Here is a 24331-nt window from a genome sequence, read left to right as displayed (position 1 = left end):
TCTGAAAGACCCGACCATGACGATCAATGTGCTTTTTTCCGCGCGCGCCGCTATTTGGCCGGTCTATGAACCGCTGCTGCGCCGATACCTGACTGAATCCGGACTGGATTTCAAATTGGCTACGGATTTCGAACCGGCCGAAGTCGACTATGTCGTCTACGCCCCCAATGGCGGGTTGCGGGATTTCACGCCGATGACGCGCCTCAAGGCGGTTCTGAGCCTTTGGGCCGGGGTGGAAAGCATCGTCACGAACGAGACCCTGACGGTTCCGCTGGCACGGATGGTCGACCATGGCCTGACGCAGGGGATGACGGAATGGGTGGTGGGCCACGTGCTGCGCTATCATCTTGGCATGGACGCTCATATCCGCGGCCTGAACGGGGAATGGCGGCAGGATGTGCCGCCGCTGGCGAAGAATCGCAGCGTCACCATTCTGGGCCTCGGCGCTTTGGGCGAGGCGGCAGCGCGAGCGCTTGCGGCCCTGAATTTCGATGTCTCCGGCTGGAGCCGCACGGACAGAGATATCCCCGGCATCCGTTGCCTCAGTGGACAGGACGGATTGAACCGGGCGCTATCGACTGCCGAGATCGCCGTTTTGCTGTTGCCCGACACCCCGGCCACCGAAAACACGCTGAACACAGAAACACTGGCATGGATGCCCAAAGGCGCCCGGATCATCAATCCCGGCCGCGGTCCGCTGATCGATGACGACGCCCTTTTGACCGCACTGGACTCGGGCCAAATCGCGCACGCGACGCTTGACGTATTCCGAACCGAGCCACTGCCCGGGGACCACCCCTATTGGGCGCATCCCAACGTCACGGTAACACCTCACATCGCCTCTGAAACACGCCCCGTGACAGCAGCACAGGTGATCGCCGAAAACATTCGGCGTGGCGAAACCGGAGAACCGTTGTTGCATCTGGTTGACCGTAAGGCGGGGTACTGAGCCCCGCCGCTCTTCCCGCGAAAAGGCCAGGCCACACGAGACTGTCCCAAAGGCTCAATCCGTTCAGGCTGCAATCAGCCCCCGCCCTTTGAGCAACGCATCGACCCCCGGCAAGCGCCCACGGAAGGCGAGATAGAGATCCTCGGCCTCTTTCGAGCCACCGGTCGACAGAATGTTCTTTTCCAGCGCCCTTGCCCGCTCAGGATCGAATGCGCTACCGGCTTCTTCGAAGGCCGCGAAGGCATCTGCATCCATCACTTCGGACCACATGTAACTGTAGTAGCCCGAGCTATATCCGTCGCCTGCAAAGACATGCGCGAAATGCGGCGTGGCGTGCCGCATGCCGATCGGATGAGGCATCCCGATACCCGCCAGGACTTCGGCCTGTTTCGCCATCGGATCGGCTGGTGCCGGTCCATTGTGAAAGGCCAGATCGACCAGTGCCGAGGCCACATACTCAACGGTCTGAAAGCCCTGATCGAAATTCGCGGCACCCAGCACCTTTTCCAGCATCTCCGGCGGCATCGGTTCGCCGGTTTCGGCATGGAGCGCGAATTCGGACAGAACCTCGGGCACTTCAAGCCAATGTTCGTAAAGCTGGCTGGGGAGTTCGACGAAATCACGCGCAACGGACGTGCCCGAGATGCTTTCATAGGTCACATTCGACAGCATCTGGTGCAACGCATGACCAAATTCATGAAACAACGTGCGCGCATCGTCATAGGACAACAGCGCCGGTTCGCCCTTGGCGAAATTGCAGACATTGATAACCACAGGCGTCTGCACCCTGGGAAACTTCGCCTGTTGCCGCATCGCGCTGCACCACGCGCCCGACCGTTTCGAACCGCGTGCAAAGTAATCCCCGATGAAGACGGCGACATGCCGCCCGTCGCGTGTCACGTCCCAGGCGCGGCAGTCGGGATGATACAGCGGCACGTCAAGCGGACGAAACTCGAGCCCGAACAGGCGGTTGGAACAAGCGAAGGCGGCTTCGATCAGGCGGTCGAGTTGCAGATAGGGCTTGAGCGCCGCCTCGTCCAAATCATGCTCGGCCTTGCGCCGTTTTTCCGCATAATAACGCCAGTCCCACGGCTCCAGCGCGCCATTGATCCCATCAGTCTGCATCATGCCGGTCAACACCTCGGCATCCGTCTCGGCCCGTTCTCTGGCAGGCAGCCAAACCTGCATCAGCAACTCGTGAACGCGCGCGGGCGTGCGCGCCATTTCGGTTTCCAGCTTGTAGGCGGCAAAATTGTCATAGCCCAGCAACCCGGCGCGTTCCTCGCGCAACCGCAGAATTTCGGTGGCGATGGCCCGGTTGTCGGTTTGCCCGCCATTGGCACCGCGTGCCGCCCAGGCGCGATAGGCCGTCTCGCGCAGATCGCGCCGGGGTGAGAATTGAAGGAACGGCACGATCAGGGACCGCGACAGGGTGACCACAGGACCGGCGGCCTCTTTTTCCTTTCCCGCCTCACGCGCCGCACTGATGACAAACTCGGGCAAGCCTTCCAGATCCGCTTCGGACAGGGGCATGAACCAGTCCCGTTCGTCGGCAAGAAGATTCTGAGTAAAAGCCGTTCCCAGTTCGGCAAGCCGCGACTTGATCTCTTTCATCCGGGCATCATCCGCGCCCTCCAGCGCCGCGCCCGCCCGGACAAAACCGCGATGGGTCAGCATCAGGACCCGCTGTTGCTCATCAGTGAGGTCCAGCCCATCCCGCTGCTGCCAGATCGCCGCCAGTCGCCGAAACAGCGTCTTGTTCGATGAAATCTCGGAATAATGCGCGGCCAATCTGGGCGAAAACTCGCGCTGCAACGCTTCCCGTTTGGGGTTGCTGTCGGCCCCGGCAACCGTGAAGAACACGCCCAACACCTTGTCCAGCATCTCTCCGGCAGCTTCCAGCGCCTCGACCGTGTTGGCAAAGCTGGGCGCCTCGGGGTGGGTTGCGATCGCGTCGATCTCGGTCTTGTGGGCCTTCAGCGCCTGCTCCAGCGCCGGCGCAAAATCATCATCTTCGATTTGGGTGAAGGGGGCGATTCCAAAAGGGGTTTGCCAGTCGGCGAGGATCGGGTTGGTCATGCGAATCTCCTTTGCCGGTCAAGCTAGGTTGGCGCATCGGATTGGTCCAGAGGCGAGGCAAGCATCACGACGCACCAGGTTTCAAGCCCACTTGCGTTCCCCGGCCAACAAACGCAGGTTCGGCCAAACGGGAGAATTGATATGATCAGGACCAACCACCGACCAGGGCCGATGACCACGGCCATTCACGCAGGCGACCCGCCCGACCCGACGACCAACGCCTCGGCCCCGCCCATCCATATGAGTTCGACCTTTCTGTCCGATGACATCTCGGGGTTTTCCGCCCGTGATCTGACGCCGGATAGCCCATATGCTTATACCCGCTGGGCCAATCCGACGGTGGCAGGTCTGGAAACCAAGATTGCGGCGCTTCAGGGAACCGAGGCCTGCCTGTGTCTGGCTTCGGGTATGGCCGCAGCCTCGGCCATTTTCTTTACGTTTCTCTCGGCGGGCGATCACTTGATTGTTTCGGATGTCTCCTATGCCGGAGTGGCCGAACTGGCCCGCGATACGCTGCCCCGAATGGGAATCGAAGTCTCGGCGGTGAACATGTCGGATCTGGATGCCGTCGCCGCAGCCGTCAGGCCCGATACGAAGCTGATCCACACGGAAACGCCGGTCAATCCGATCGGGCGGCTCACCGATCTGGCGGCGATTTCGAAACTGGCCCGTGCGGCGGGGGCGCTGCTGAGTTGCGACGCCACGTTCGCCTCTCCGCTTGGAATGGACACGGTCGGGCTGGGCGTGGATCTGGTGATGCATTCGATCACCAAATATATCGGCGGGCATGGGGACGCGGTCGGGGGCGCCGTGACAGGATCCGCAGAACTGATCGGGCGCATGCGCGCCGAGGCCGCGATCCACCAAGGCGGCATCCTGTCCCCCTTCAACGCGTGGCTGATCGCGCGGGGGGCTTCGACCCTTCCCTTGCGGATGAAGGCGCACGAGTCTGGAGCCACTGCAGTTGCGGAATGGCTGGATGCCGACCCCCGGGTAACCAAAGTGATTTACCCCGGTCTGCCGACGCATCCACAGGCCGATCTGGCCACGCGCCAGATGGGCAACATGTCGGGCATGATCTCGTTCCAGGTCGGTGACGCCGCCACCGGGCAACGCGTGGCGCAGCAAATGATCGACCGGTTGGAAGTGATCCACTATGCGGTGTCGCTGGGTCACCACCGGTCCCTAATTTTCTGGATGGAAACAGCGGGGCTGATGGAAACCTCTTTCCGCCTGAGCGGCGCGCAGCTGGAAGATTACCGCGCCTATGCGGGAGACGGGATTTTCCGCCTGTCCGTGGGGTTGGAGGATGCCGGGGATCTGATCGCCGACCTCGACCGTGCGCTGGGATAGACGCGGTGCTCCCGCCCCTTTGGGCGCATCCTGGATGCGCCCTGCGGCGTTGGGCCGGGCCGCGCGCCTAGGCTCGCGGCGGTTGCACCCGTCAGAGGCCCGGCCCGCAAACCGGGCAACCGGCGCGTTTGCCAAGCGTGATCTTGCGGGATTCGCCATAGAGTGCGTCATAGATCAGCATCTCACCGATCAGCGGCGCTCCGGCCCCGGTGATCAGTTTGACGGCCTCGACCGCCATCATCGATCCGACAACACCCGGCAATGGCCCGATCACCCCGGCCTCGGCACAGGACGGTGCAAGGCCCTCTGCCGGCGCTTCGGGGAAAATGCATTGATAACACGGGCCGGTTTTCGCGGGATGGAAAACGCTCAACTGCCCTTCCCATTGTGCCAATGCGCCAGAAATCAGAGGCTTGCCCAGCGCCACCGCGGTGCGGTTTGCCAGATAGCGGGTATCGAAATTGTCCGTGCCGTCAAGGATGAGATCATAGTCGTCAAACAGGTCCTGCGCGATATCTTCGGTCAGGCGGCGATGATAGGGGCGCACGACCACATTGGGGTTTTGCGCCACCATCGCGGATTGCGCGGAAAACACCTTGGGCGTGCCGATATCGGCATCGCGGTGGATCACCTGCCGCTGCAGGTTGGCGTTTTCGACCTCGTCATCGTCGATGACACCAATGGTTCCGACCCCCGCCGCCGCCAGATACTGCAGCGCGGGCGCACCCAGACCCCCGGCGCCGATCACCAGAACCCTCGCCTGTTTCAGGCGCTTTTGACCCGGCCCGCCCAGTTCGCGCAGAACGATGTGGCGGGCATAGCGTTCCAGCTCACTATCCGAGAATTTGCCCGGTTGCATCTGTTTCTCCTCTGGTTTGGCTGCGACAGCCCTGTCACGCAATGCCGCCAAAAGGCGGGAATAGACCAGACCCAAAACAACCATCCCGCCAAGGATGAGCCAAAGGGCCGGCGATTTGCCGGTTGCTTCGCGCAAACCATGGCCATCGGGCAAAAGGAACTGTATCGACAGGACCCCGGCAAAAAGGATGCCGACCGGGACAAGGCGCGCCGTCCGCGACACTCCCATCACATAGCCAAGCCCCCACAAAGCAGCGGCCAGGACCAGAACCAGAAGCATCAGCCGCGCCCCGTCGACCCAAAGCCGCCTGCGCCGCGCGACGTGTCCGAAAGGGCTTCGGTCAGTTCGAAACGCGCCTGCAGCACCGGGGCCACCACCAGTTGCGCAATCCTGTCGCCATGGGATATCTCGAACCGTTCCTGCCCCGCATTCAGTACGATCACACCGAGCGGCCCGCGATAATCGCTGTCGATGGTTCCGGGCGTATTGGGCAGCGTGATACCATGCTTGAGCGCAAGTCCCGATCGCGGACGCACCTGCACCTCGAACCCTTCGGGTATCTCTATTCTCAACCCCGTGGGAACCAGCGCGCGCTGCCCCGGCTCTAGCCGAACGACACCGCGGTCCGGCAGATTGGCGCGCACATCCGCCCCCGCCGCGCCCACCGTTTCGTAAGACGGTAACGCCACTTCGGGATCAGCGCCCGCTTCCCGGATCACGCGGATTGCCACCATTTTCATGCCCCCTGAATCTTCTCGTTCTCAACTCGGTCGCCACAGGCGACTTTATTCCTTCAGCGCCGCCGCGATCCGTTGGGCCAATTGGGCGGCGACGGCCTCCTTAGCCATGCGCGGCCATTCCTCGGACCCAGCGCCGGTGATCAGAACAACGGCGTTTTCAGCCCCGCCCATGATCCCTGTTTCAGGGCTGACGTCATTGGCCACGATCCAGTCACAGCCCTTGCGCGCCCGCTTTGCCGTGGCATGTTCCACCACGTTGTCGGTTTCGGCAGCAAATCCCACGACCAGCCCCGGCCGCCCGTTTTCCATCCGAGAGACACGCCTCAGAATGTCCGGGTTTTCGGCGAATTCCAGCACTGGCAGTCCATCGCGACTTTTCTTCAGCTTGCGATCCGAGGCGCTGGCCACCCGCCAATCCGCCACCGCCGCCGCAAAAATTCCGGCATCGACCGGCAAGGCGGCGTCCACTGCATCCGACATCTCCTGCGCCGTCTGCACCCGTACCACTTGCACCCCATCCGGTGGCGGCACTTCGGCGGGACCGGTGACAAAAACCACCTCGGCGCCCAGCGCCGCAAGCGCCCGCGCAACGGCCGCGCCTTGTGCGCCCGACGACCGGTTGGCGATATAACGAACGGGGTCGATCGGCTCATGTGTCGGCCCCGAGGTGACCAGTACCCGCTTGCCCTTCAGCGGGCCGTCGCACAGTACCTGTTCGATGGCCGCCACGATCTCCATCGGTTCCGCCATGCGCCCCGGACCGAACTCACCACAGGCCATGTCGCCCTCGTTCGGTCCGGCAAAACGAACCCCATCGGCCGCAAGTTGCGCCCGGTTGCGCTGTGTCGCCGGATGGGTCCACATGCGTACGTTCATCGCGGGAGCGAGCAAGACCGGCGTGTCGGTCGCCAACAGCAGGGTCGAGGCCAGATCGTTCGCCAGACCCGCCGCCATCTTGCCCATCAGATCGGCCGTGGCAGGCGCGACCACCACCAGGTCGGCAGAGCGCGACAGCTGGATATGCCCCATCTCGGCCTCGTCCGTCAGATCAAACAGGTCGCGGTAGACCTTTTCTCCGGCCAGTGCCGACACTGCAAGCGGCGTCACGAACTCGCCGCCCGCAGCCGTCAGAACCGATGCCACCGACGCGCCACGTTCGCGAAGCCGCCGGATCAGGTCGAGCGACTTGTAGGCGGCAATCCCGCCCCCGATGATCAGCAAGATACGTTTCGACGCCAGCATTTCCTGCCTCTCTCACAACCCGGACGGCCCCGACATTAGGCAAGACCCCATCCTTGCGCCAGTGGATAATCCCGGCGGGCTCAGTCCTGTTTCCGGAAAACCTCGCAGGGGTCGTCTCGCTCTGCCGCGGGGCTGTCGATCACTGCATCAAACGTGCCTACAACCGCCCCGTCTTCGGACTGACCCAGCGCGAACACGCGCAGACCCGGCGCCATTCGTTCCAGATACGTGGGAATGCCCCTGTCCTTGCGGGCATGACCGTTGCCGGTGATGACCACAACCGGGCCGCCGGTTTCCTCGACCGCCCGCAAAATCGCGCGGGTCAGAACCGCATCCCGCAAACGCTGAATGGCGACGAGGTTGGGCAGCATCTCGGGCGGCATCGCATCGCAATGCGCCGCCTGTTGGTCGGCCTCACGCGCGGCCTGTTCTTCTTCCGGCAAAGGAATGTTGAGACCATATCGCGCCGCATCCGCGCCCATTGCGGCTACGGCACTGCTTTTCATCGCGGCCTGAGCGGCCTCTCGCGGCACCAGACCGCCATAGACCGGCGCGCCGGACGACGCCTTGAAGACGGGCAGATACATGCTCAGCGGCGGCCAGCCCAGTTCGGCCCATTTCAATGTTATGGCCAGCTTTTCCGGATCCGACACCGCCTGTGCGGTGACCCGTGCCGCGCCCTCTTCGGTCAGCATCTCCCAGACCATCGCCCCGGGTTCGATTGCCGCAACGGCCTCGGCCTGCCGCAGGTGGTGATGCCGGTTGTCATGGGTTTCACCGAGAAGAACAATATCGGCCTGCTGCATTTGTCCCAGCACATCCGCCGGGATTGCATCAGACGCCAAAGCCGCCCCGAACGGAGCGGCCAGGAATGCCGCACAGGCACTGACCAGAATCGCAATATGTCTCATACGAGGAAGTGTTGCACCTCGCGCGATTGCGCTTCAAGGCTCTTGCGCATCTTGGCAAAGGCTGCGGCTTCCAATTGCCGCACGCGTTCCTTCGACAGGTTCAGTTCGCGTCCAAGGCTTTCCAGCGTCCGCGCCGGTTCTCTCAATTTGCGTTCACGCACGATGAACCGCTCGCGCTCGTTCAGATCCTGCATCGCTGACAAAAGCCATTCGCGTAACTGCCGGGTGTCATGCTTGTTTTCAATTGCCTCTGCAGCTTGTTCGCTGTCATCCTCAAGCGTGTCGATCCACTCCCGTCCTTCGTCTTCGGCGGATTGCACCGCGTTGAGGGAAAAGTCCGAACCCGAAAGCCGCCCCTCCATCATCTCGACATCGCGCAGGGGCACACCAATCTCGGCCGCGATCATCTGGTGCAGCTGATGTTTGTCCAGCGCCACGCCGTCATTCACGGCTTCGCGTTCCAGCCGCGCCTGCACACGGCGCATGTTGAAAAACAAGGATTTCTGCGACGACGTCGACCCGGTGCGCACCATCGACCAGTTGCGCATGACATAGTCCTGAATGCTGGCCTTGATCCACCAGACCGCATAGGTCGAAAACCGCACGCCACGGTCGGGATCGAACTTGTCGGCGGCCTTCATCAATCCCAGCCCTGCCTCCTGAATGAGATCATTCATCGGTGCGCCATAGCGCTTGAACTTGGCCGCCATCGAAATCGCCAGTCGCATGTAGGCGTTGATCAGACGGTGAAGCGCTTCGACATCCCGATCATCGCGCCAGGCATAGGCCAGACGCAATTCGGTCTCGGCGTCCAGCAATTCCGCCTTCATGGCCTGTCGCGATATCGACAGATCTTGCGGGTGGTCCAGTGCCATGCATCTCTCCCAAATTGCAGGCTCGGGGCGGGCTTGTAATGCGCTGATACGGTCGATACGCAGGACAAAACCGGGTGGATCACTAAGAAAGGTAATAAAAGTGCACCCCAGTTTAACCTTTATTCTTGGCGGCGCAGCCTCGGGAAAATCGGCATTTGCCGAGCAATTTGTTGTTTCCACTAGTAAATCTCGCGTTTATTTCGCCACATCACAAGTGTTTGATGACGAGATGCGCCTAAAAATTGAGCAACATATTGCACAACGCGGCGATGGGTGGACCACAATCGAGGCGCCTTTGGCGCTTGAGCCCCACCTTTGCAAACTCGACTCGGATCAGATCTGCCTGATCGATTGCGCCACGATGTGGCTTACAAACCACCTGCTTGCCGAGAGCGATCTGGAGCAGGCGGTGGTGGATCTTTTGGCGGCGTTGCGCAACTGTGCGGCGCAAGTGGTCATCGTCAGCAACGAGGTTGGACAGGGGATCGTCCCCGACAACGCGCTGTCGCGACAGTTCCGCGAAGCGCAGGGGCGGCTGAATATCGCTTTGGCCGCGCAAGCCGATCTGGTGGTTCAGGTCACTGCCGGTCTGCCATTGGTTCTGAAAGGGCAAATGCCGTGACCCGACTCCACTTCGTCCGCCATGGCCCCACCCACGCCAAAACCATGGTCGGCTGGTCCGATCTGGCCGCCGATCTGAGCGATCACGCGGCCATTGCGCGTCTGGAGGCGCATCTGCCGCAGGATGCGCTGGTCATCTCCTCGGATCTTTCCCGCGCCGCCGACACCGCAACCGCCATCCAGGGCGTTCGAACGCGCCTGCCGCATCTCGCCGACCTGCGGGAAATCAATTTCGGCACTTGGGAGTTGCGCACTTATGCCGAGATCGAAGCCGAAGACCCGCACCTGGCCCGTGCCTATTGGGACAACCCCGGAAAGGTCCGCCCACCGCAGGGCGAAAGCTGGAACCAGGTTCGCGCCCGTGTGGATCGCGCCATCGATGCCCTGATTTCCGGCCATCACGGCCGGGATCTGATCGTGGTCGCCCATTTCGGGGTCATCCTCAGTCAGGTGCAGCGCGCATTGGGCTTAGACGCCGAAGCGGCGTTCAGCCACAGGATCGACAACCTGTCCGTTACCGAGATTATCCGGCTGGAAAACGCATGGGCCGTGGAACGGATCAATCATCAGCCGTGATGGCATCGCCAACAAATGAGCATTTTCTGATCACCGGATCCGCGAATAACCTTGGCGCATGACCTATGATCTTTTCATCGGTGATCGCCTGTTTTCCAGTTGGTCGCTGCGTGGATGGCTGATGCTCGAGAAATTCGGCATCCCCTTCCGCTCGAATATGGTGGGCCTCTATTCCGGCACGATGGCCGCGGATATGGAGCCTCTGGCCCCGGCCCGGCTTGTTCCGGCACTTCGCATGCCGGACGGAACCGTGGTCGGTGAAAGCCTGGCCATTGCCGAGACATTGGCCGAGCACCATCCGGATGCCGGGCTTTGGCCATCAGACCCGGCGCTGCGCGCCGCGGCCCGGTGGCTTTGCGCCGAAATGTCGGCCGGGTTTCACGCCCTGCGCGGGGAATGCCCGATGCAGTTGAAGCATTGTTACGTTGGCTTTTCCCCATCCTCCGAAACCCTTGTGGATCTGGACCGGATTCAGACCCTTTGGGAGCACGCCCGCGCGGCGTCCGGTGCGGAAACCGGACCCCTGTTTGGCGCCTATTCGCTCGCTGATGTATTCTATACTCCCGTCGCCGCCCGGATCATCGGGTATGGTTTGCCGGTCTCAGAGACCAGTCGCGAATATTGCCTTGAATTGCTCGGGAATATTTCCGTTCGGCAATGGCGGGCAATGGGGCTTACGGTTCAATATGATCCGTTCCCCTATGCCAGGGACCTGCCGACGAAACCGTGGCCCATCGGCACAATTCAGTCAGCCAGGCCGGTCGAAAACGGCCCATCGGCCAACTCGGCCTGTCCCTATTCCGGCAAACCCGTAACAGATTTTCTTGAATTCGAGGGGCAGTACTGGGGCATGTGCAACCGTTTTTGCCGCGACAAAACCGTGGCCGATCCGGGCGCCTGGCCCAAATTCCTGCAAATGATCGGGCAATAGAAGGCAATGTCTTAACCTTTCCTAAACTCAAATGGGCTTAGCAATCTTCTGTTAACCACGAGCAGGAGAAAAATGGTCGCCCGCGCCCATACCGTCGCGTTTCAAGGGGTCGAGGCCCGCCCGGTCGAGGTGCAATGCGCCGTCACACCGGGCCTTCCCGCGTTCTCCATCGTCGGCCTGCCGGACAAGGCGGTGTCCGAGGCCCGCGATCGAGTGCGCAGCGCGCTCAGTTCGATGGCCATCGCGCTGCCGTCCAAGCGGGTAACGATCAACCTGTCACCTGCTGATCTGCCCAAAGAAGGCAGCCATTTCGACCTGCCCATTGCCATGGCGCTTTTGGCGGCGCTGGAGATCATTCCGCTGGACGCGGTCGAAGGCGCGGTCTCGCTGGGTGAGCTGTCACTGGACGGGGCGCTGATGCCGGTCGTCGGAGCTCTGCCCGCCGCCATGACCGCCGCCGCGCATGACCGTATCCTGCTCTGTCCCAGCACCTCCAGCGCCGAGGCGGCATGGGTCGGGGCGACGCAGGTGATCGGAGCGGACAGTCTGGGCGCGGTTGTCAGGCATTTCTCGGGCCAGTCGCCTTTGCCCGAGGCCAAACCGGGCGAGGTCGACCTGTCGCCCTGTTCGCGCGACCTGCGTGATGTGAAAGGTCAGGAACGGGCCAAACGCGCGCTCGAGATTGCCGCCGCCGGGCGGCACCACCTGATCATGATCGGTACGCCCGGATCGGGTAAATCCATGCTGGCCGCGCGCATCCCCGGCATTCTGCCCCCCCTGACCGCACCGGAGGCATTGGAAACCTCGATGATCCAATCGCTATGCGGTTTGCTGGACGAAGGCGGCATCAGCCGAACGCGCCCCTTTCGCGAACCGCATCACACCGCTTCGATGGCCGCCATCGTGGGCGGCGGCAAGGGGGCGAAGCCGGGCGAGATTTCGCTGGCGCACAACGGCGTGTTGTTCATGGATGAATTCCCCGAATTCCCGCGCACCGTATTGGAAACCCTGCGCCAGCCGATCGAGACCGGTGAGGTCATGATCGCCCGCGCCAACGCACATGTGAAATATCCCTGCCGTTTCATGCTGGTGGCCGCGGCGAACCCGTGCAAATGCGGATATCTGACCGACCCCGGCCGCGCCTGCGCCCGCGTGCCCAATTGCGGCGACGATTACCTGGGGCGAATTTCAGGCCCGCTGATGGACCGGTTCGATCTGCGAATGGAGGTGCCCCCGGTCGGATTCACCGATCTTGACCTGCCGCCCTCGGGCGACAATTCCGCCACCGTTGCGGCGCGGGTCGCAGCAGCCCGCGAAATACAGGCGGAGCGCTTTCGCGACCATCCGTCGATCCGCCAGAATGCCGATGCGGAAGGCAATTCGCTGGAACAGATCGCCACGCCCGATGCCCAGGGCAAGGATTTGTTGCTGAAGGCGGCCGACCGTTTTGGTCTTTCGGCCCGCGCCTATCACCGCATTCTGCGGGTGGCGCGCACCATCGCCGATCTGGACGGCGCAGACGATGTACGCCGCCCTCATGTGGCCGAAGCTCTGAGTTTTCGGATTAGCGCCCGTGTAACGGCCTAGACCCGGGCCTCGATGGCCTGCCAGACCTTTTCGGCAATGTTGACGCCGTTGAAGCGTTCCAGTTCCTGAATGCCGGTGGGTGAGGTCACGTTGATCTCGGTCAGGTAATCCCCGATCACGTCGATGCCGACAAAGATCTGCCCCTTTTCCCTGAGCAACGGTCCGATGGCCGCGCAAATCTCATGATCACGCTCGGAAAGGCCGATCTTTTCCGGACGGCCGCCCACGTGCATATTCGACCGGGTCTCGCCCTCGGCCGGGACGCGGTTGATCGCGCCGACCGCCTCGCCATCGACTAGAATCACCCGCTTGTCGCCATTGCGGACATCCGGCAGGAATTTCTGCACGATCAGCGGCTCACGCGAGAAACCGGTGAAAAGCTCGTGCAGCGAGGACAGGTTGCGATCATTCTCATCCAGCCGGAATACGCCTGCCCCGCCATTTCCATAGAGCGGTTTCAATATGATGTCGCCATGTCTGGCCTTGAACGCCCTGATGGTCTGGAGGTCGCGCGCAATCGTGGTCGGAGGTGTCAGATCCGGAAAGTCCAGAACCAGCAGTTTTTCGGGATAGTTCCGGACCCAGAACGGATCGTTCACCACCAGTGTCTGCCCCCTGAGCCGGTCCAGCAAGTGGGTCGAGGTGATATAGTGCATGTCGAATGGCGGGTCCTGCCGCAGCCAGACCACATCGAATTCGCCCAGATCGACCTCGCGCTCGGGGCCCAGTACCGCCGGGTTGTCCGCAACCCGCTGCACCGTCATGTCATGGCCGCGCGCGGTGATCCGCCCCTCCTGATAGGCCAGATGGTCCGGCCCATAGAAAAAAAGCTCATACCCGCGCGCCTGCGCTTCCTCGGCCAGGCGAAACGAGCTGTCCGCGTTGATGTCCACGGCCCCGATCGGGTCCATCTGAAAGGCGATTTTCATGGCGCGTCCCTCAATTTCACGCCAGATACATGGCGCAGCGGGCCGGGGGGCGCAATGGCGTTCAGGTCAAATCAAACGCGTTTTCGAGAATTTGAAACGTGCCCGCCGCATCGACAAGGGCGACATCGAACCGGATGTTGGTAAGTTGTCCGTCCGGCTCGCTTGCCAGAAATTCTTCGGCCGAGATCACGATTCGCTGAATTTGCCTGCGACTCAGAGCCTCGGCAGCGCGGTCGAAACTCCTGCTTTTCTTGACTTCGATGAAAACCAGGCCTTCCCCGTTCCGCGCGATTAGGTCGATCTCGCCGCTGGTGCCGCGCCAGCGCCTTTGAGCGATGATAAAACCCCGCTGCCGATAATCGGCCGCAATGCGGTCTTCGGCGGCCAGACCGGAATGATAAGCCGTCGATCCGCGCGCCGAATTGTTCCCCATATCACCCTTTTCCCAGCTTCAACGCCATTTGATAGATCGGGCGGCGCGGCAGGTCATACATCTTGGCCACAAGATCCGCCGCATCCCGCACCGAATGGGTTTCCAGCGCGGTCCGCAAGGCCTCTTCTACATCCGAGTCGCTAACGCTTTGTGAACGCGTGCGGTCGATCAGCACCACGATCTCTCCCTTGACGGGCACCCCCTTATACGCCTCGGCAAGCTCGTTCAGCGATCCGCGCCGGACCTCTTCGAACTTCTTGGTTAACTCCCGGCACAGCGCCGCCGACCGGTCGCCGCCCAGCGCCTCGGCCATGTCCGACAGGCTCGCCGCGATCCGCTTGGGGGATTCGTAGATGACCAGCGTTCCGGGTATTTCGCGCAACGCCTCAAGGCGCGTCCGCCGCGCCCCGGATGCGTTGGGCAGAAAGCCTGCGAAAAAGAAAGCGTCCGTCGGCAGCCCCGCCAACGTAAGCGCGGTCAAGGCCGCCGAAGCACCGGGCGCGCAGGTAACCATATGCCCGGCCTCTGTCGCCCGCCGCCCCAGATCGTATCCCGGATCGGCAATCAGCGGCATTCCCGCCTCGGAGGCATAGGCGACGGACGCGCCTTCGGACAATGCCTCCAGCAGTTTTTCCCGTGCCGCCGTCCCGCTGTGATCGTGATAAGCCAGAATCCGCCGCCCCTCCAGTGGGACGCCATGTATCTCCATCAACCGGCGCAGACTGCGGGTATCTTCTGCTGCAACCACATCCGCCGAGGCCAGAACGTCCAGCGCCCGGAGCGTGATATCGCGGGCAGTACCGATCGGCGTTGCGACAAAGTACAGGCCGGGCGACAATCTGGTCTTTTGGAAATTCAACGCTGGACCCCTTCTGCGTGACGTTTATTATCGCGGCTCGACACAAGGCGGCACCTCAGACCGCCAGATCAGGGAGTTTTGATTTAGATGTTCAGCCTTGGCAAGCCCGCCCGCAAACTGGCCCTGTCCTCAATTGCAATTGCAACAACCCTTTTCCTCTCGGCCTGCGATCCTGTCGCCACCAGCGGCGGTCCGTCGATCAACACATCCAAACCGGTGCCGGTCGCCCTGCTTGTGCCGCTCGGCTCGCCGCAGTCGGGCGACGCGGTTCTCGCGCAAAGCCTTGAGAATTCGGCGCGGCTGGCCATCGCTGATTTACAGAACGTTCAGATCGATCTGCGGGTCTATGACACGGCGGGCAATGCGACCACGGCGGCAGCGGTGGCGCAACAGGCGGTGGATGACGGGGCCAAGATCATCCTCGGTCCGGTTTATGCGCAGGCCGCAAACTCGGCGGGGCTGGCCGTGCTGGACGACAACGTCAACCTGCTGTCTTTTTCGAACAACACCAACATCGCCGGTGGAAACGTCTTTGTTCTTGGGCCGACCTTCGACAACACCGCCAACCGCCTGGCCAACTATGCAGCGCGGCAGGGCAAGACCAACATGGTTGTGGTCTATAGCAATGACGAGGCGGGGCAAGTCGGCAAAGCCGCCATCGACCGTGCCATTGGCCAGACCAGTGTGCGCAAGGCGGGTGATGTTGGATATGAACGCTCACAACAGGGGGTCATCAACTCGGTTCCGACGATCAAGTCGACGGTGGATGCATCAGGCGCGGATTCGCTCTTTTTGACCGCGACCACAGCCGGTGCCCTGCCACTTTACAGCCAGCTGTTGCCCGAAGCGGGCGTGTCGCCCGCAATCACGCAGTTCATCGGACTGACACGCTGGGACATCCCGGCGCAGACGCTGGAACTGCCGGGCGTTCAGGGAGGCTGGTTCGCCCTGCCCGACCCATCCAAGGCCCAGGCTTTCAACGCGCGCTATCAGGCGACCTATGGCGGTTCGCCGCATCCCATCGGCGGTCTGGCCTATGACGGTATCGCGGCAATCGGCGCACTGGTCAACTCGGGCAAATCGGATGCATTGACGGGTGCGGCCCTGACGCAAGGCGCGGGTTTTCAGGGGGTGGGCGGCATATTCCGTTTGCGGCCCGATGGTACAAATGAACGCGGACTGGCCGTGGCCACGATCCAGAACAAACAGGTGGTTGTGATTGACCCTGCCCCAGCAAGCTTCTCCGGCGCCGGTTTCTGATCCGGCAACCTTATCCCGACCCGATGGCGAGTTGATCTGCGCGCCCGAAGCGATTTTTGATCATGACGCCGTGCGCGCGCGCATCGCCGAGTTGCAGGGAACCTGTGACGACAACACGGCCCTGCGCGCCGAGGTCGTGCGGATTCTGCGCGACGTCCAGAAAACGGGCCGCGCCGCCATTGCCGATGCCTTTGCCGGGCAACCTTTCGCCGCGGGGCCGCTGACGCGGGCCTACACCTATCTGACCGACGGGATGGTGCATACCGCGCTGCATGTCGCCATCGAGGTCCTGCACCCACTGGCCAATCCGACACAGGGCGAGCGTATCGCGGTTCTGGCTGTTGGCGGCTATGGCCGCGGCGAGATGGCGCCGTTTTCGGATGTCGACCTGCTGTTCCTGACACCCTACAAGATCACGGCCTGGGCCGAGAGCGTGATCGAGTCCATGCTCTACATGCTGTGGGACCTGCGGCTGAAGGTCGGGCATTCCTCGCGCACCATCAAGGACTGCCTGCGTCTTGGCGCGGACGATTTCACCATCCGCACGGCGATGCTGGAACATCGCTTTCTGGTCGGAGATCGGGCGCTGGCGAAAGAGTTGGACAAGCGCCTTCGTTCCGACCTCTTCAAGGGATCGGAGAGCGAATTCATCGAGGCCAAACTCAACGAGCGGGACGAGCGCCACCACAAACAGGGTGAGCGCTATATGGTCGAACCGAACGTGAAGGAAGGCAAAGGGGGCCTGCGCGACCTTCAATCGCTTTATTGGATCGCCAAGTATGTCTATGACGTTCAGGACGTGGCGGAACTGGTGCCGCTGGGCCTGTTCACCAAGGATGAGTTCAGCACATTCGTACAGGCCGAGGATTTTCTTTGGGCGGTCCGCTCACATCTGCATCTGGTGACGGGACGGGCCACCGAACAACTGACCTTTGATCTGCAGGTCGAAGTGGCCGAACGCATGGGGTATCAGGATCGCGCCGGGCGGCGGGGCGTCGAAATCTTCATGCAGAAATACTTTCGCGAAGCCACGCGCGTCGGTGAACTGACCCGCATCTTCCTGACCAAGCTCGAAGCCGCGCATATGAAGAGCGCCCCCTTGCTGCAACGGATTCTTCGCCGCCGCCGCAGGCTGAAGACCGGCTATAGGGTGGTGCATGGGCGGCTGGCCGTGGCAGATGAAAACAAGTTTCTGGCCGACAAGATGAACCTGCTGCGCCTTTTCGAAGAAGGGTTGCGGACCGGAATGCTGATTCACCCCGACGCCATGCGGCTGGTGACAGCAAACCTTAATCTGATTGATGAGGACATGCGTCACGACAAGGAAGCCCAGCGCATTTTCCTTGACCTGATGCTCAAGCACGGCAACCCGGAGCGTGCCCTTCGGCGCATGAACGAACTGGGTGTGCTGTCGGTCTTTCTACCGGAATTCGAGCCCATCGTCGCGATGATGCAGTTCAACATGTATCACAGCTATACGGTGGACGAGCATACGATCCAGACCATCGTCAATCTGGCCCAGATCGAAAGGGGCGAGTTGATCGAGGAATTGCCGCTGGCCTCGTCCATCCTCAAGCGCGGCGTGAACCGCAAGGTTCTGTATGTCGCCCTGCTGCTGCATGACATTGCCAAGGGGCGGCCCGAGGATCATTCGATACTGGGTGCAAGGATCGCCCGCAAGGTGGCGCCGCGGCTGGGATTGAACAAAGCCGACAGCGAGACCGTGGAATGGCTGGTGCGGTATCACCTGCTGATGTCCGACATGGCACAAAAGCGCGATATCTCGGACCCGCGCACCGTTCGCGATTTCGCCAAGGCGGTTCAGACTGTCAAACGGCTGGACCTGCTTACGGTTCTTACCGTCTGTGACATTCGCGGGGTCGGACCGAACACCTGGAACAACTGGAAGGCCACGCTGTTGCGGGCGCTGCATGCCGAGACCAAACGCGCGTTGGAAACGGGCATGGAGGATCTCAACCGCTCCAACCGGGGCGCCGAAGCCAAAAAGGCGCTGCGTGAGGCGTTGGGGGCTTGGTCCAAGGTCGATCTCAAAACCGAAACCGCGCGGCATTACGATCCATATTGGCAGGGCCTGAAACTGTCGACCCACGTGGAATTCGCCGACATGCTGCGGATTCTGGATGAAAGCGGCGATGAAGGCGCGATGGAAATCCGGCTGCACCCGGACGAAGACCGTGATGCCACCCGCGCCTGTTTCGCGATGGGTGACCACCCCGGCATCTTCGCCCGCATCGCGGGCGCGCTGGCGCTGGCGGGTGCCAACGTGGTCGACGCCCGCAGTTACACCACCAAGGATGGATATGTCACCGACGCCTTCTGGATTCAGGATGCTGCGGGCCACCCGTTTGAAACCGCGCGCCTGCCGCGCCTGACGCAGATGATCCACAAGACGCTGAAGGGCGAAGTCGTGGCGCGGGACGCGCTCAAGTCGCGCGACAAGATCAAAAAGCGCGAAAAGGCTTTCAACGTACCGACGCATATTACCTTCGACAATGACGGGTCCGAGATCTATACGATCATCGAGGTGGACACCCGCGACCGGCCCGGCCTGCTCTATGACCTGACCCGAACGTTGGCCGCCGCCAATATCTATATCGCCAACGCGGTCATCGCGACCTATGGCGAACAGGTGGTCGATACCTTTTATGTCAAGGACATGTTCGGATTGAAGTACTATTCCGAAAGCAAGCAGCGCGGGCTTGAGGCCAAATTGCGCAAAGCCATTACTGAAGGCGCCGCGCGGGCTGCCTCATGAAGCCCATTCGACTGCTATCGGGCCTGTTCACGGTAGGGTTCTGGACCCTTGCCAGCCGGATTCTGGGTTTCTTGCGGGAAATCCTGCTGGCCGCCTTTATCGGGCCCGGCCCGGTGATGGATGCATTTGTTGCCGCTTTCCGCCTGCCCAACATGTTCCGCCGCTTCTTTGCCGAAGGCGCCTTCAACGCGGCCTTCGTGCCGATGTTCTCGAAACGGCTGGAAGGCGGCGAGAACGCCGAAGGCTTCGCGCGTGACGCCTTCAACCTGCTTGGCGCGGCGGTTCTGGCGCTGGTCGGTCTGGCGATGGTCTTTATGCCCGCGCTGGTCTGGATCACCGCCCAGGGGTTCCACGGGGACGAACGGTTCGATATGGCCGTGGGGTACGGCCATGTCGTCTTTCCCTACATCCTGTTCATGTCACTATCTGCGCTGTTTTCCGGGGTTCTGAACGCCACCGGCCGGTTTGCGGCCGCCGCAGCCGCCCCTGTCCTTTTGAACATCTTTGCATGCGCGGCGCTGATAGCCGGTACATTGTCCGGCGGCGAAGCCATCACCTGGCTGATCTGGGTCATCCCTGTTGCAGGTATCGCGCAACTGGCGCTGGTCTGGGTCGCGACCGAACGGGCGGGCATCCGCCTCCGCCCCGGTCTGCCCCGCCTGACGCCCGAGATGCGCCATATGGTGCGCGTCGCACTGCCCGCCGCGCTGGCAATGGGCGTGACGCAGGTGAATCTTGTCGTTGGTCAGCTGGTCGCGTCGAAAACCGAAAAAGCCGTAAGCTGGCTTTTTGCCGCCGACCGGCTGTACCAACTCCCGCTGGGCGTCGTGGGCATCGCCGTTGGGATTGTGTTGCTGCCCGATCTGTCGCGCCGCTTGCGGGCCGGGGATGACGCTGGCGCGCGCGATGCCTTCTCGCGGGCGGGCGAGTTTTCGATGTTCTTGACCATCCCTTCCACCGTGGCGCTGGTGGTTGTCCCTTTGCCGCTTGTTTCGGTCCTGTTCGAGCGTGGCCAGTTCAGCGCCGCAGACAGCGCCGCAACCGCCCTTGCGGTCGCCATCTATGGGCTGGGCCTGCCATCCTTCATGCTGCAAAAGCTGCTCCAACCGCTGTTCTTTGCCCGAGAAGACACCAAATCACCCTTTCGCTATGCGGTGGTCGCGATGGTGATCAATGCGGTTCTTGCCTTTGGTCTTCTTCCGGTGATCGGCTGGATCGCTCCGGCTATTGCGACCTCGGTCGCAGGCTGGGTCATGGTCCTGCAACTCGCGCTGGGCGCGCGTCGCATGGGCGAGGTCGCCCGGTTCGATGAAAGGTTCCGGGAACGCACCTGGCGGATCGTCTTGGCCTCGGCAATCATGGGTATAGTCCTGTTCACAATTGTCGCGCTGTTCGGTTGGGTGTTCACAGTGCCGAGCTGGCGGTATCCGGCGTTGGTCGGCCTGATTGCCGCCGCGGCCGTCATCTATTTCGGCTCGGGTCTGGCCCTTGGCGCGTTCCGCATGTCGGAATTCAAACGGGCGATGCGCCGGTCATGAGCATCCTTGATTGCCCCGCAGGAACCGTGGTTTTCCGCCCCGGTCAGGAATGCCCCGGCTTTGTCCGGCTCACCTCTGGCACGATCCGGGTGACCCTGACCGCACCAAACGGGCGCGAAGTCGTGCTTTACCGCGTCCAGCCGGGTGACGTATGCCTGCAAACCTTCGCTTGCCTCACCGAAGGGCGCAGCTATTCCGCCGAAGGGATAGCCGAAACCGCGATCAAGGGGGAAATCATCTCCCATGCGGCCTTTCGCTCGGCCATGACATCGGACGATGGCTTTCGAACCGAAGTCCTGACGGCGGTGGCCCGCCGTTTTGCCGACTTCGAACAACTGGTCCAGGACGTCGCGCTCACCGGCTTTGACGCCCGCCTCGCCCGTACCCTGCTGCGGCTGGAAAAAAATGGCGTGGTACATACCACCCATGATGCGCTGGCCACCGAAACCGCCTCGGGAAGGGCCTTTGTCAGCCGTCGACTGGGCGAATTCACCCGCCTTGGACTGGTCGGGCTGGCCCGCGGCAGGATTGCGGTACTGGACCGGCCCGGTCTGGAACGGCTTGCTGAGGACGAACGGTGACACTGTCACCGACAGAGCTCCCAAATCAGGGCAGAACGGTTCCATCGACTGATCTGAAATCGGAGAATCAACATGATCCGCAACGAAGGAACCTTTGATCGCGCCGCCCGTGTTCTGCTGGGCCTGGTTCTGCTGTCACTGACCGTGATCGGCCCGCAAAGCATGTGGGGCCTGATCGGGGTCATCCCGCTGGTGACCGGGCTTATCGGTTATTGCCCGCTCTATCACGTACTGGGCTTCAGCACCTGCCCCCTGAAAGAATAATGCCGTTGCGCCGGGTCAATCCCGGCGCATCCGGCCTACGATCCGCGCCCATCCCCCCGGCGCAAGGAAGAAGGACAGCCCGAAACCGGTGGCAAATCCACCCAGATCGGCGACCCAATCTCCGGTGCCGCCAAACAGCAGGCCGAACAGCAGTTGCAGCCCCATCAGCACCGCAATGAGACTGAAAGCGCGGGCCTGATGGGCCCCGACCAGCGACAGTTTCCGCCACAAGAGCCAAGTGAAGGCCCCAATCAGACCATAGACCGCCGGAAATCCGCCGATCAGCGGATAGCGCGGATCTAGAATGATGGCATAGGCCAACGCCCCGCCGATGCCGGACAGGACGAAGATCAGGATCATGGCGACGCTGCCGAACACCTCGCCCACCATCTTGCCCATGGCCAGAACGAACACACAGACAAAGACGGCCTGGGTGAAACTGCCATGCACGAAGGGATAGGTGACAAAGCGGATGACATGCTCGACCGGCCAGCGCCCGGTTTCGACCATCCAGTCAAAGATGTCCGCCGAAAACGCATAGGACTGAATCGCGGCCAGACGCCAGCCTATCGCCTCTGGCCCGCCGACCAGCCCGCGCGCACCAAGTGAAAACGCCAGTTCGATCCCCATGATGAACAGCACCAGAGCCACTACAACGGGTGGCAGCGGGTTCACGGCTGGGGTGTAATGGTCACTGCTCATGGGCTGGCCTTTCGCGGCTGTTGACGTCCCTTGACCTCATGGGTAAGCGACGGGGGCCGATTTTTCCAGACGGGAGTTCCCTTCCATGACCGAGACAAAGTTCACGCCACGGGTGTTTTCCGGCATCCAGCCCTCGGGCGGGCTGACGCTTGGCAACTACCTTGGCGCGATGAAGCGCTTTGTGGATATGCAGGGGGCAGAGTTCGAGACCATCTATTGCATGGTCGATCTGCACGCGATCACCGTCTGGCAGGACCCCGCCGCGCTGGCGCACAATACACGCGAACTTTGTGCGGGTTTCATCGCCGCCGGTATCGACCCGGAACAATCGATCCTGTTCAACCAAAGCCAGGTGCCGGAACACGCGCAACTGGCCTGGATCTTCAACTGCGTCGCCCGCATGGGCTGGATGCAGCGGATGACTCAATGGAAGGACAAGGCGGGCAAGAATCAGCAAAACGCCTCGCTTGGTCTGTTTGCCTATCCCTCGCTGATGGCCGCCGACATCCTGATCTATCACGCCACCCATGTGCCGGTGGGTGAGGATCAGAAGCAACATCTTGAACTGACCCGCGACATCGCGATCAAGTTCAACAATGATTTCGGCGTCGATTTCTTTCCAGTGACCGAACCCGTGATCGAGGGCGCCGCCACCCGCGTCATGAGCTTGCGCGATGGGTCCAAGAAGATGTCGAAATCCGATCCTTCGGACATGAGCCGGATCAACATGACCGACGACGCCGACACCATCGCCAAAAAGATCCGTAAGGCCAAGACCGATCCCGACGCCCTGCCCTCCGAGGCGAAGGGGCTGGAAGAGCGGCCTGAGGCGCGCAATCTGGTCAACATTTACGCCGCGCTGTCCGACCGGAGCGTCGATCAGGTTCTAACCGAGGTCGGCGGCAGGCAGTTCGGTGAATTCAAGCCCATGCTGGCCGACCTTGCGGTCGCCAAGCTGGCACCAATCTCGGGCGAGATGGCCCGGCTGATGGACGATCAGGCCGAGATCGACCGGATTCTCGCCCGTGGCGCCGAGCGGGCGCGTGAAATCAGTGTGCCGATCCTGCGCAAGACCTATGAGATCGTGGGGATGGTCGGCGCCGGGTGATGGCGACGTCATGCGAGCAGCCCGGTTTCAGCGTCTTGGGCCATCACGGGCGCGTGCCGACCACACACGCAAATCCGCGAACGTTTTGACCGTGGCGGCGAGGACCAGCCCACAGAGCAGGGCCTTGGTCAGTATCTCCATCGTTCCCTGGATCAGCAGGGCATGCACAATGCACCCGATGACGACCACCGCCGCGCAGGCGGTGTGACCGATACGCCAGTTTCGCCATCGAAGGCGCCGCCGGAGCGCGGCCAGGAGTGCGGCGGCGAACACCGCCCACATCGCGATGACACCCCAGGCCGAGAACGGCGTCGGCGACATGAAAAGCAGGGCATCGACCACATCCGGCGGGCTGGTTATCCAGAGACCGGCGACATGAACCATCACCGCGGCAGTCAGACAGATGCCAACCCAGCGATGCAACCGCCGACTGCGGTATCTGGACAGACCCGGCAGTCGCCCACCTGCCAAAAGGGGCTGTACGAGCAATAAGCTCATCGCGACAACCCCGGCAAACCCGGCCATGATGTAGATCGGATTGCGCCAGGCTAACAGCGGACTCATGGCCGCGGCCGCGACCGGCACGACGAGTACGACCGCAAGCGTACTCCAAATCAGGAACACGCGGATTCGACCGGCTCCCGTGGACACCGCCGCGATCAGACGGGCCGTAGCACGAAATGCGCTGTCAGGCTGGTGTCTTTTGCGCTGGGCATGATGGGGCGCAGGAATACAGTTTCGAATTCGCCGCTGTCATAGGCGAGATGACCGTGCGGCTGACCGAAGGCGGGGACAATCTGCGGCATTTCCAGCCGGAAAACCCCATGCTCGTCGGTGAGCGTGGCGCCGTGGCTGCGCGGTTCGCGTTCGTGCCCTTCGGTCGTGTGCGCCCATATCTGGATTCTTTGTCCAGCGAGCGGCGCACCATCCCCGGCGCGGCGCACCGTGCCCGTCATCCAGAACCCTCCGCCCCCGATCCGTTCCACGATTGGCGCGCCAGGCAGATAGTTGTTGGCCCCGCCCCGCATTGAGAGCGTCGGCGCAAGTCCCTGTGCGCGGGCAGGAACCAGGTGGCTAGAGACACCGGTCACCACAAGAGCGCCACCTGTGGCGAGAAGAGAACGGCGGGTAAAGAGAGAAGTCTGCATGTGGATGTCT

Annotated in this window: 24 protein-coding genes; 12 read left to right on the top strand and 12 right to left on the bottom strand. The window is 62.0% G+C overall.

Translation table 11 applies throughout. The features are described from left to right. Positions 1-16: 16 nt before the first annotated feature. Entirely contained in the window at positions 17-949 is a 933-nt protein-coding gene (locus ACR0AO_RS10975; RefSeq protein ID WP_480603329.1) for a 2-hydroxyacid dehydrogenase, read from the top strand. Positions 950-1012: 63 nt separating this feature from the next. Here ACR0AO_RS10975 and ACR0AO_RS10970 read toward each other — a convergent pair whose 3' ends face one another. Beyond that, positions 1013-3028, bottom strand: a complete 2016-nt coding sequence (locus ACR0AO_RS10970) for a M3 family metallopeptidase (RefSeq protein WP_480603327.1) — start codon at positions 3026-3028, stop codon at positions 1013-1015. A gap of 141 nt (positions 3029-3169) precedes the next feature. Between ACR0AO_RS10970 and ACR0AO_RS10965 the strand changes: the two genes are divergently transcribed. Next, positions 3170-4381, top strand: a complete 1212-nt coding sequence (locus tag ACR0AO_RS10965; protein WP_480603325.1) for a trans-sulfuration enzyme family protein — start codon at positions 3170-3172, stop codon at positions 4379-4381. A gap of 91 nt (positions 4382-4472) precedes the next feature. On the opposite strand, the gene ACR0AO_RS10960 is transcribed toward ACR0AO_RS10965, so the two are convergent. From ACR0AO_RS10960 to ACR0AO_RS10940, 5 genes are all read right to left on the bottom strand, one after another. Further along, positions 4473-5519 (bottom strand): HesA/MoeB/ThiF family protein, encoded by a 1047-nt coding sequence (locus tag ACR0AO_RS10960; RefSeq protein WP_480603322.1) that lies wholly within the window; start codon positions 5517-5519, stop codon positions 4473-4475. Further along, positions 5519-5974, bottom strand: a complete 456-nt coding sequence (gene dut, locus ACR0AO_RS10955) for a dUTP diphosphatase (protein WP_480603663.1) — start codon at positions 5972-5974, stop codon at positions 5519-5521. The genes ACR0AO_RS10960 and dut overlap by 1 nt, the downstream gene beginning before the upstream one ends. A 51-nt stretch (positions 5975-6025) precedes the next feature. Then, the gene (coaBC, locus tag ACR0AO_RS10950; protein WP_480603320.1) at positions 6026-7222 is read right to left on the bottom strand and encodes a bifunctional phosphopantothenoylcysteine decarboxylase/phosphopantothenate--cysteine ligase CoaBC; all 1197 of its coding nucleotides are present in this window, start codon (positions 7220-7222) and stop codon (positions 6026-6028) included. Between the two features lie 80 nt (positions 7223-7302). Continuing rightward, positions 7303-8133 (bottom strand): ChaN family lipoprotein, encoded by an 831-nt coding sequence (locus ACR0AO_RS10945; RefSeq protein WP_480603318.1) that lies wholly within the window; start codon positions 8131-8133, stop codon positions 7303-7305. After that, the gene (locus ACR0AO_RS10940; protein ID WP_480603315.1) at positions 8130-9008 is read right to left on the bottom strand and encodes an RNA polymerase factor sigma-32; all 879 of its coding nucleotides are present in this window, start codon (positions 9006-9008) and stop codon (positions 8130-8132) included. The genes ACR0AO_RS10945 and ACR0AO_RS10940 overlap by 4 nt, the downstream gene beginning before the upstream one ends. A 100-nt stretch (positions 9009-9108) precedes the next feature. Here ACR0AO_RS10940 and cobU point away from each other — a divergent pair, with 100 nt between their 5' ends. The 4 genes from cobU (at position 9109) to ACR0AO_RS10920 (ending at position 12723) form a co-directional block, all read left to right on the top strand. Then, entirely contained in the window at positions 9109-9630 is a 522-nt protein-coding gene (cobU, locus tag ACR0AO_RS10935) for a bifunctional adenosylcobinamide kinase/adenosylcobinamide-phosphate guanylyltransferase (protein WP_480603314.1), read from the top strand. Continuing rightward, on the top strand, positions 9627-10205 hold the full coding sequence (locus ACR0AO_RS10930) for a histidine phosphatase family protein (protein WP_480603312.1): 579 nt from the start codon (positions 9627-9629) through the stop codon (positions 10203-10205). Before cobU ends, ACR0AO_RS10930 begins: the two co-directional genes overlap by 4 nt. A gap of 58 nt (positions 10206-10263) precedes the next feature. Then, positions 10264-11136, top strand: a complete 873-nt coding sequence (locus ACR0AO_RS10925) for a glutathione S-transferase (protein WP_480603309.1) — start codon at positions 10264-10266, stop codon at positions 11134-11136. A gap of 72 nt (positions 11137-11208) precedes the next feature. Continuing rightward, positions 11209-12723, top strand: coding sequence for a YifB family Mg chelatase-like AAA ATPase (locus ACR0AO_RS10920; RefSeq protein WP_480603307.1), 1515 nt, complete (start codon positions 11209-11211; stop codon positions 12721-12723). Here the strand turns inward: ACR0AO_RS10920 and gshB are convergent. From gshB to rsmI, 3 genes are all read right to left on the bottom strand, one after another. Further along, the gene (gene gshB / locus ACR0AO_RS10915; RefSeq protein ID WP_480603304.1) at positions 12720-13652 is read right to left on the bottom strand and encodes a glutathione synthase; all 933 of its coding nucleotides are present in this window, start codon (positions 13650-13652) and stop codon (positions 12720-12722) included. The genes ACR0AO_RS10920 and gshB overlap by 4 nt on opposite strands. Positions 13653-13713: 61 nt before the next feature. Next, entirely contained in the window at positions 13714-14085 is a 372-nt protein-coding gene (locus ACR0AO_RS10910) for a YraN family protein (RefSeq protein ID WP_480603302.1), read from the bottom strand. Position 14086: 1 nt separating this feature from the next. Continuing rightward, complete coding sequence (rsmI, locus tag ACR0AO_RS10905) at positions 14087-14944, bottom strand: 16S rRNA (cytidine(1402)-2'-O)-methyltransferase (protein ID WP_480603301.1); 858 nt, start codon at positions 14942-14944, stop codon at positions 14087-14089. Positions 14945-15031: 87 nt separating this feature from the next. Between rsmI and ACR0AO_RS10900 the strand changes: the two genes are divergently transcribed. From ACR0AO_RS10900 to ACR0AO_RS10880, 5 genes are all read left to right on the top strand, one after another. Then, positions 15032-16204: a penicillin-binding protein activator gene (locus ACR0AO_RS10900; RefSeq protein WP_480603299.1), complete on the top strand. Its 1173-nt coding sequence runs from the start codon at positions 15032-15034 to the stop codon at positions 16202-16204. Next, positions 16164-18980: a [protein-PII] uridylyltransferase gene (locus ACR0AO_RS10895; protein ID WP_480603297.1), complete on the top strand. Its 2817-nt coding sequence runs from the start codon at positions 16164-16166 to the stop codon at positions 18978-18980. The genes ACR0AO_RS10900 and ACR0AO_RS10895 overlap by 41 nt, the downstream gene beginning before the upstream one ends. Next, the gene (gene murJ, locus ACR0AO_RS10890; protein WP_480603295.1) at positions 18977-20518 is read left to right on the top strand and encodes a murein biosynthesis integral membrane protein MurJ; all 1542 of its coding nucleotides are present in this window, start codon (positions 18977-18979) and stop codon (positions 20516-20518) included. Before ACR0AO_RS10895 ends, murJ begins: the two co-directional genes overlap by 4 nt. Next, complete coding sequence (locus ACR0AO_RS10885; protein ID WP_480603293.1) at positions 20515-21099, top strand: Crp/Fnr family transcriptional regulator; 585 nt, start codon at positions 20515-20517, stop codon at positions 21097-21099. Before murJ ends, ACR0AO_RS10885 begins: the two co-directional genes overlap by 4 nt. A gap of 72 nt (positions 21100-21171) precedes the next feature. Beyond that, a complete protein-coding gene (locus ACR0AO_RS10880; protein ID WP_480603291.1) occupies positions 21172-21363 on the top strand; it encodes a YgaP family membrane protein in 192 nt (63 codons plus the stop codon). 15 nt (positions 21364-21378) lie between these two features. On the opposite strand, the gene ACR0AO_RS10875 is transcribed toward ACR0AO_RS10880, so the two are convergent. Further along, on the bottom strand, positions 21379-22065 hold the full coding sequence (locus ACR0AO_RS10875) for a rhomboid family intramembrane serine protease (RefSeq protein WP_480603289.1): 687 nt from the start codon (positions 22063-22065) through the stop codon (positions 21379-21381). 85 nt (positions 22066-22150) lie between these two features. On the opposite strand from ACR0AO_RS10875, the gene trpS reads away from it, so the two are divergent. Next, positions 22151-23173, top strand: a complete 1023-nt coding sequence (trpS, locus tag ACR0AO_RS10870) for a tryptophan--tRNA ligase (RefSeq protein WP_480603287.1) — start codon at positions 22151-22153, stop codon at positions 23171-23173. Positions 23174-23200: 27 nt separating this feature from the next. On the opposite strand, the gene ACR0AO_RS10865 is transcribed toward trpS, so the two are convergent. Further along, complete coding sequence (locus ACR0AO_RS10865; protein WP_480603285.1) at positions 23201-23737, bottom strand: ferric reductase-like transmembrane domain-containing protein; 537 nt, start codon at positions 23735-23737, stop codon at positions 23201-23203. A gap of 95 nt (positions 23738-23832) precedes the next feature. Then, positions 23833-24321: a peptidase associated/transthyretin-like domain-containing protein gene (locus tag ACR0AO_RS10860; RefSeq protein ID WP_480603283.1), complete on the bottom strand. Its 489-nt coding sequence runs from the start codon at positions 24319-24321 to the stop codon at positions 23833-23835. Between the last annotated feature and the right edge of the window lie 10 nt (positions 24322-24331).

Source organism: Ruegeria sp. AF8 (genome assembly GCF_056541825.1).
The sequence above is the reverse complement of the archived record's forward strand: the minus strand, read 5'-3'. Positions and strand labels throughout refer to the sequence as shown.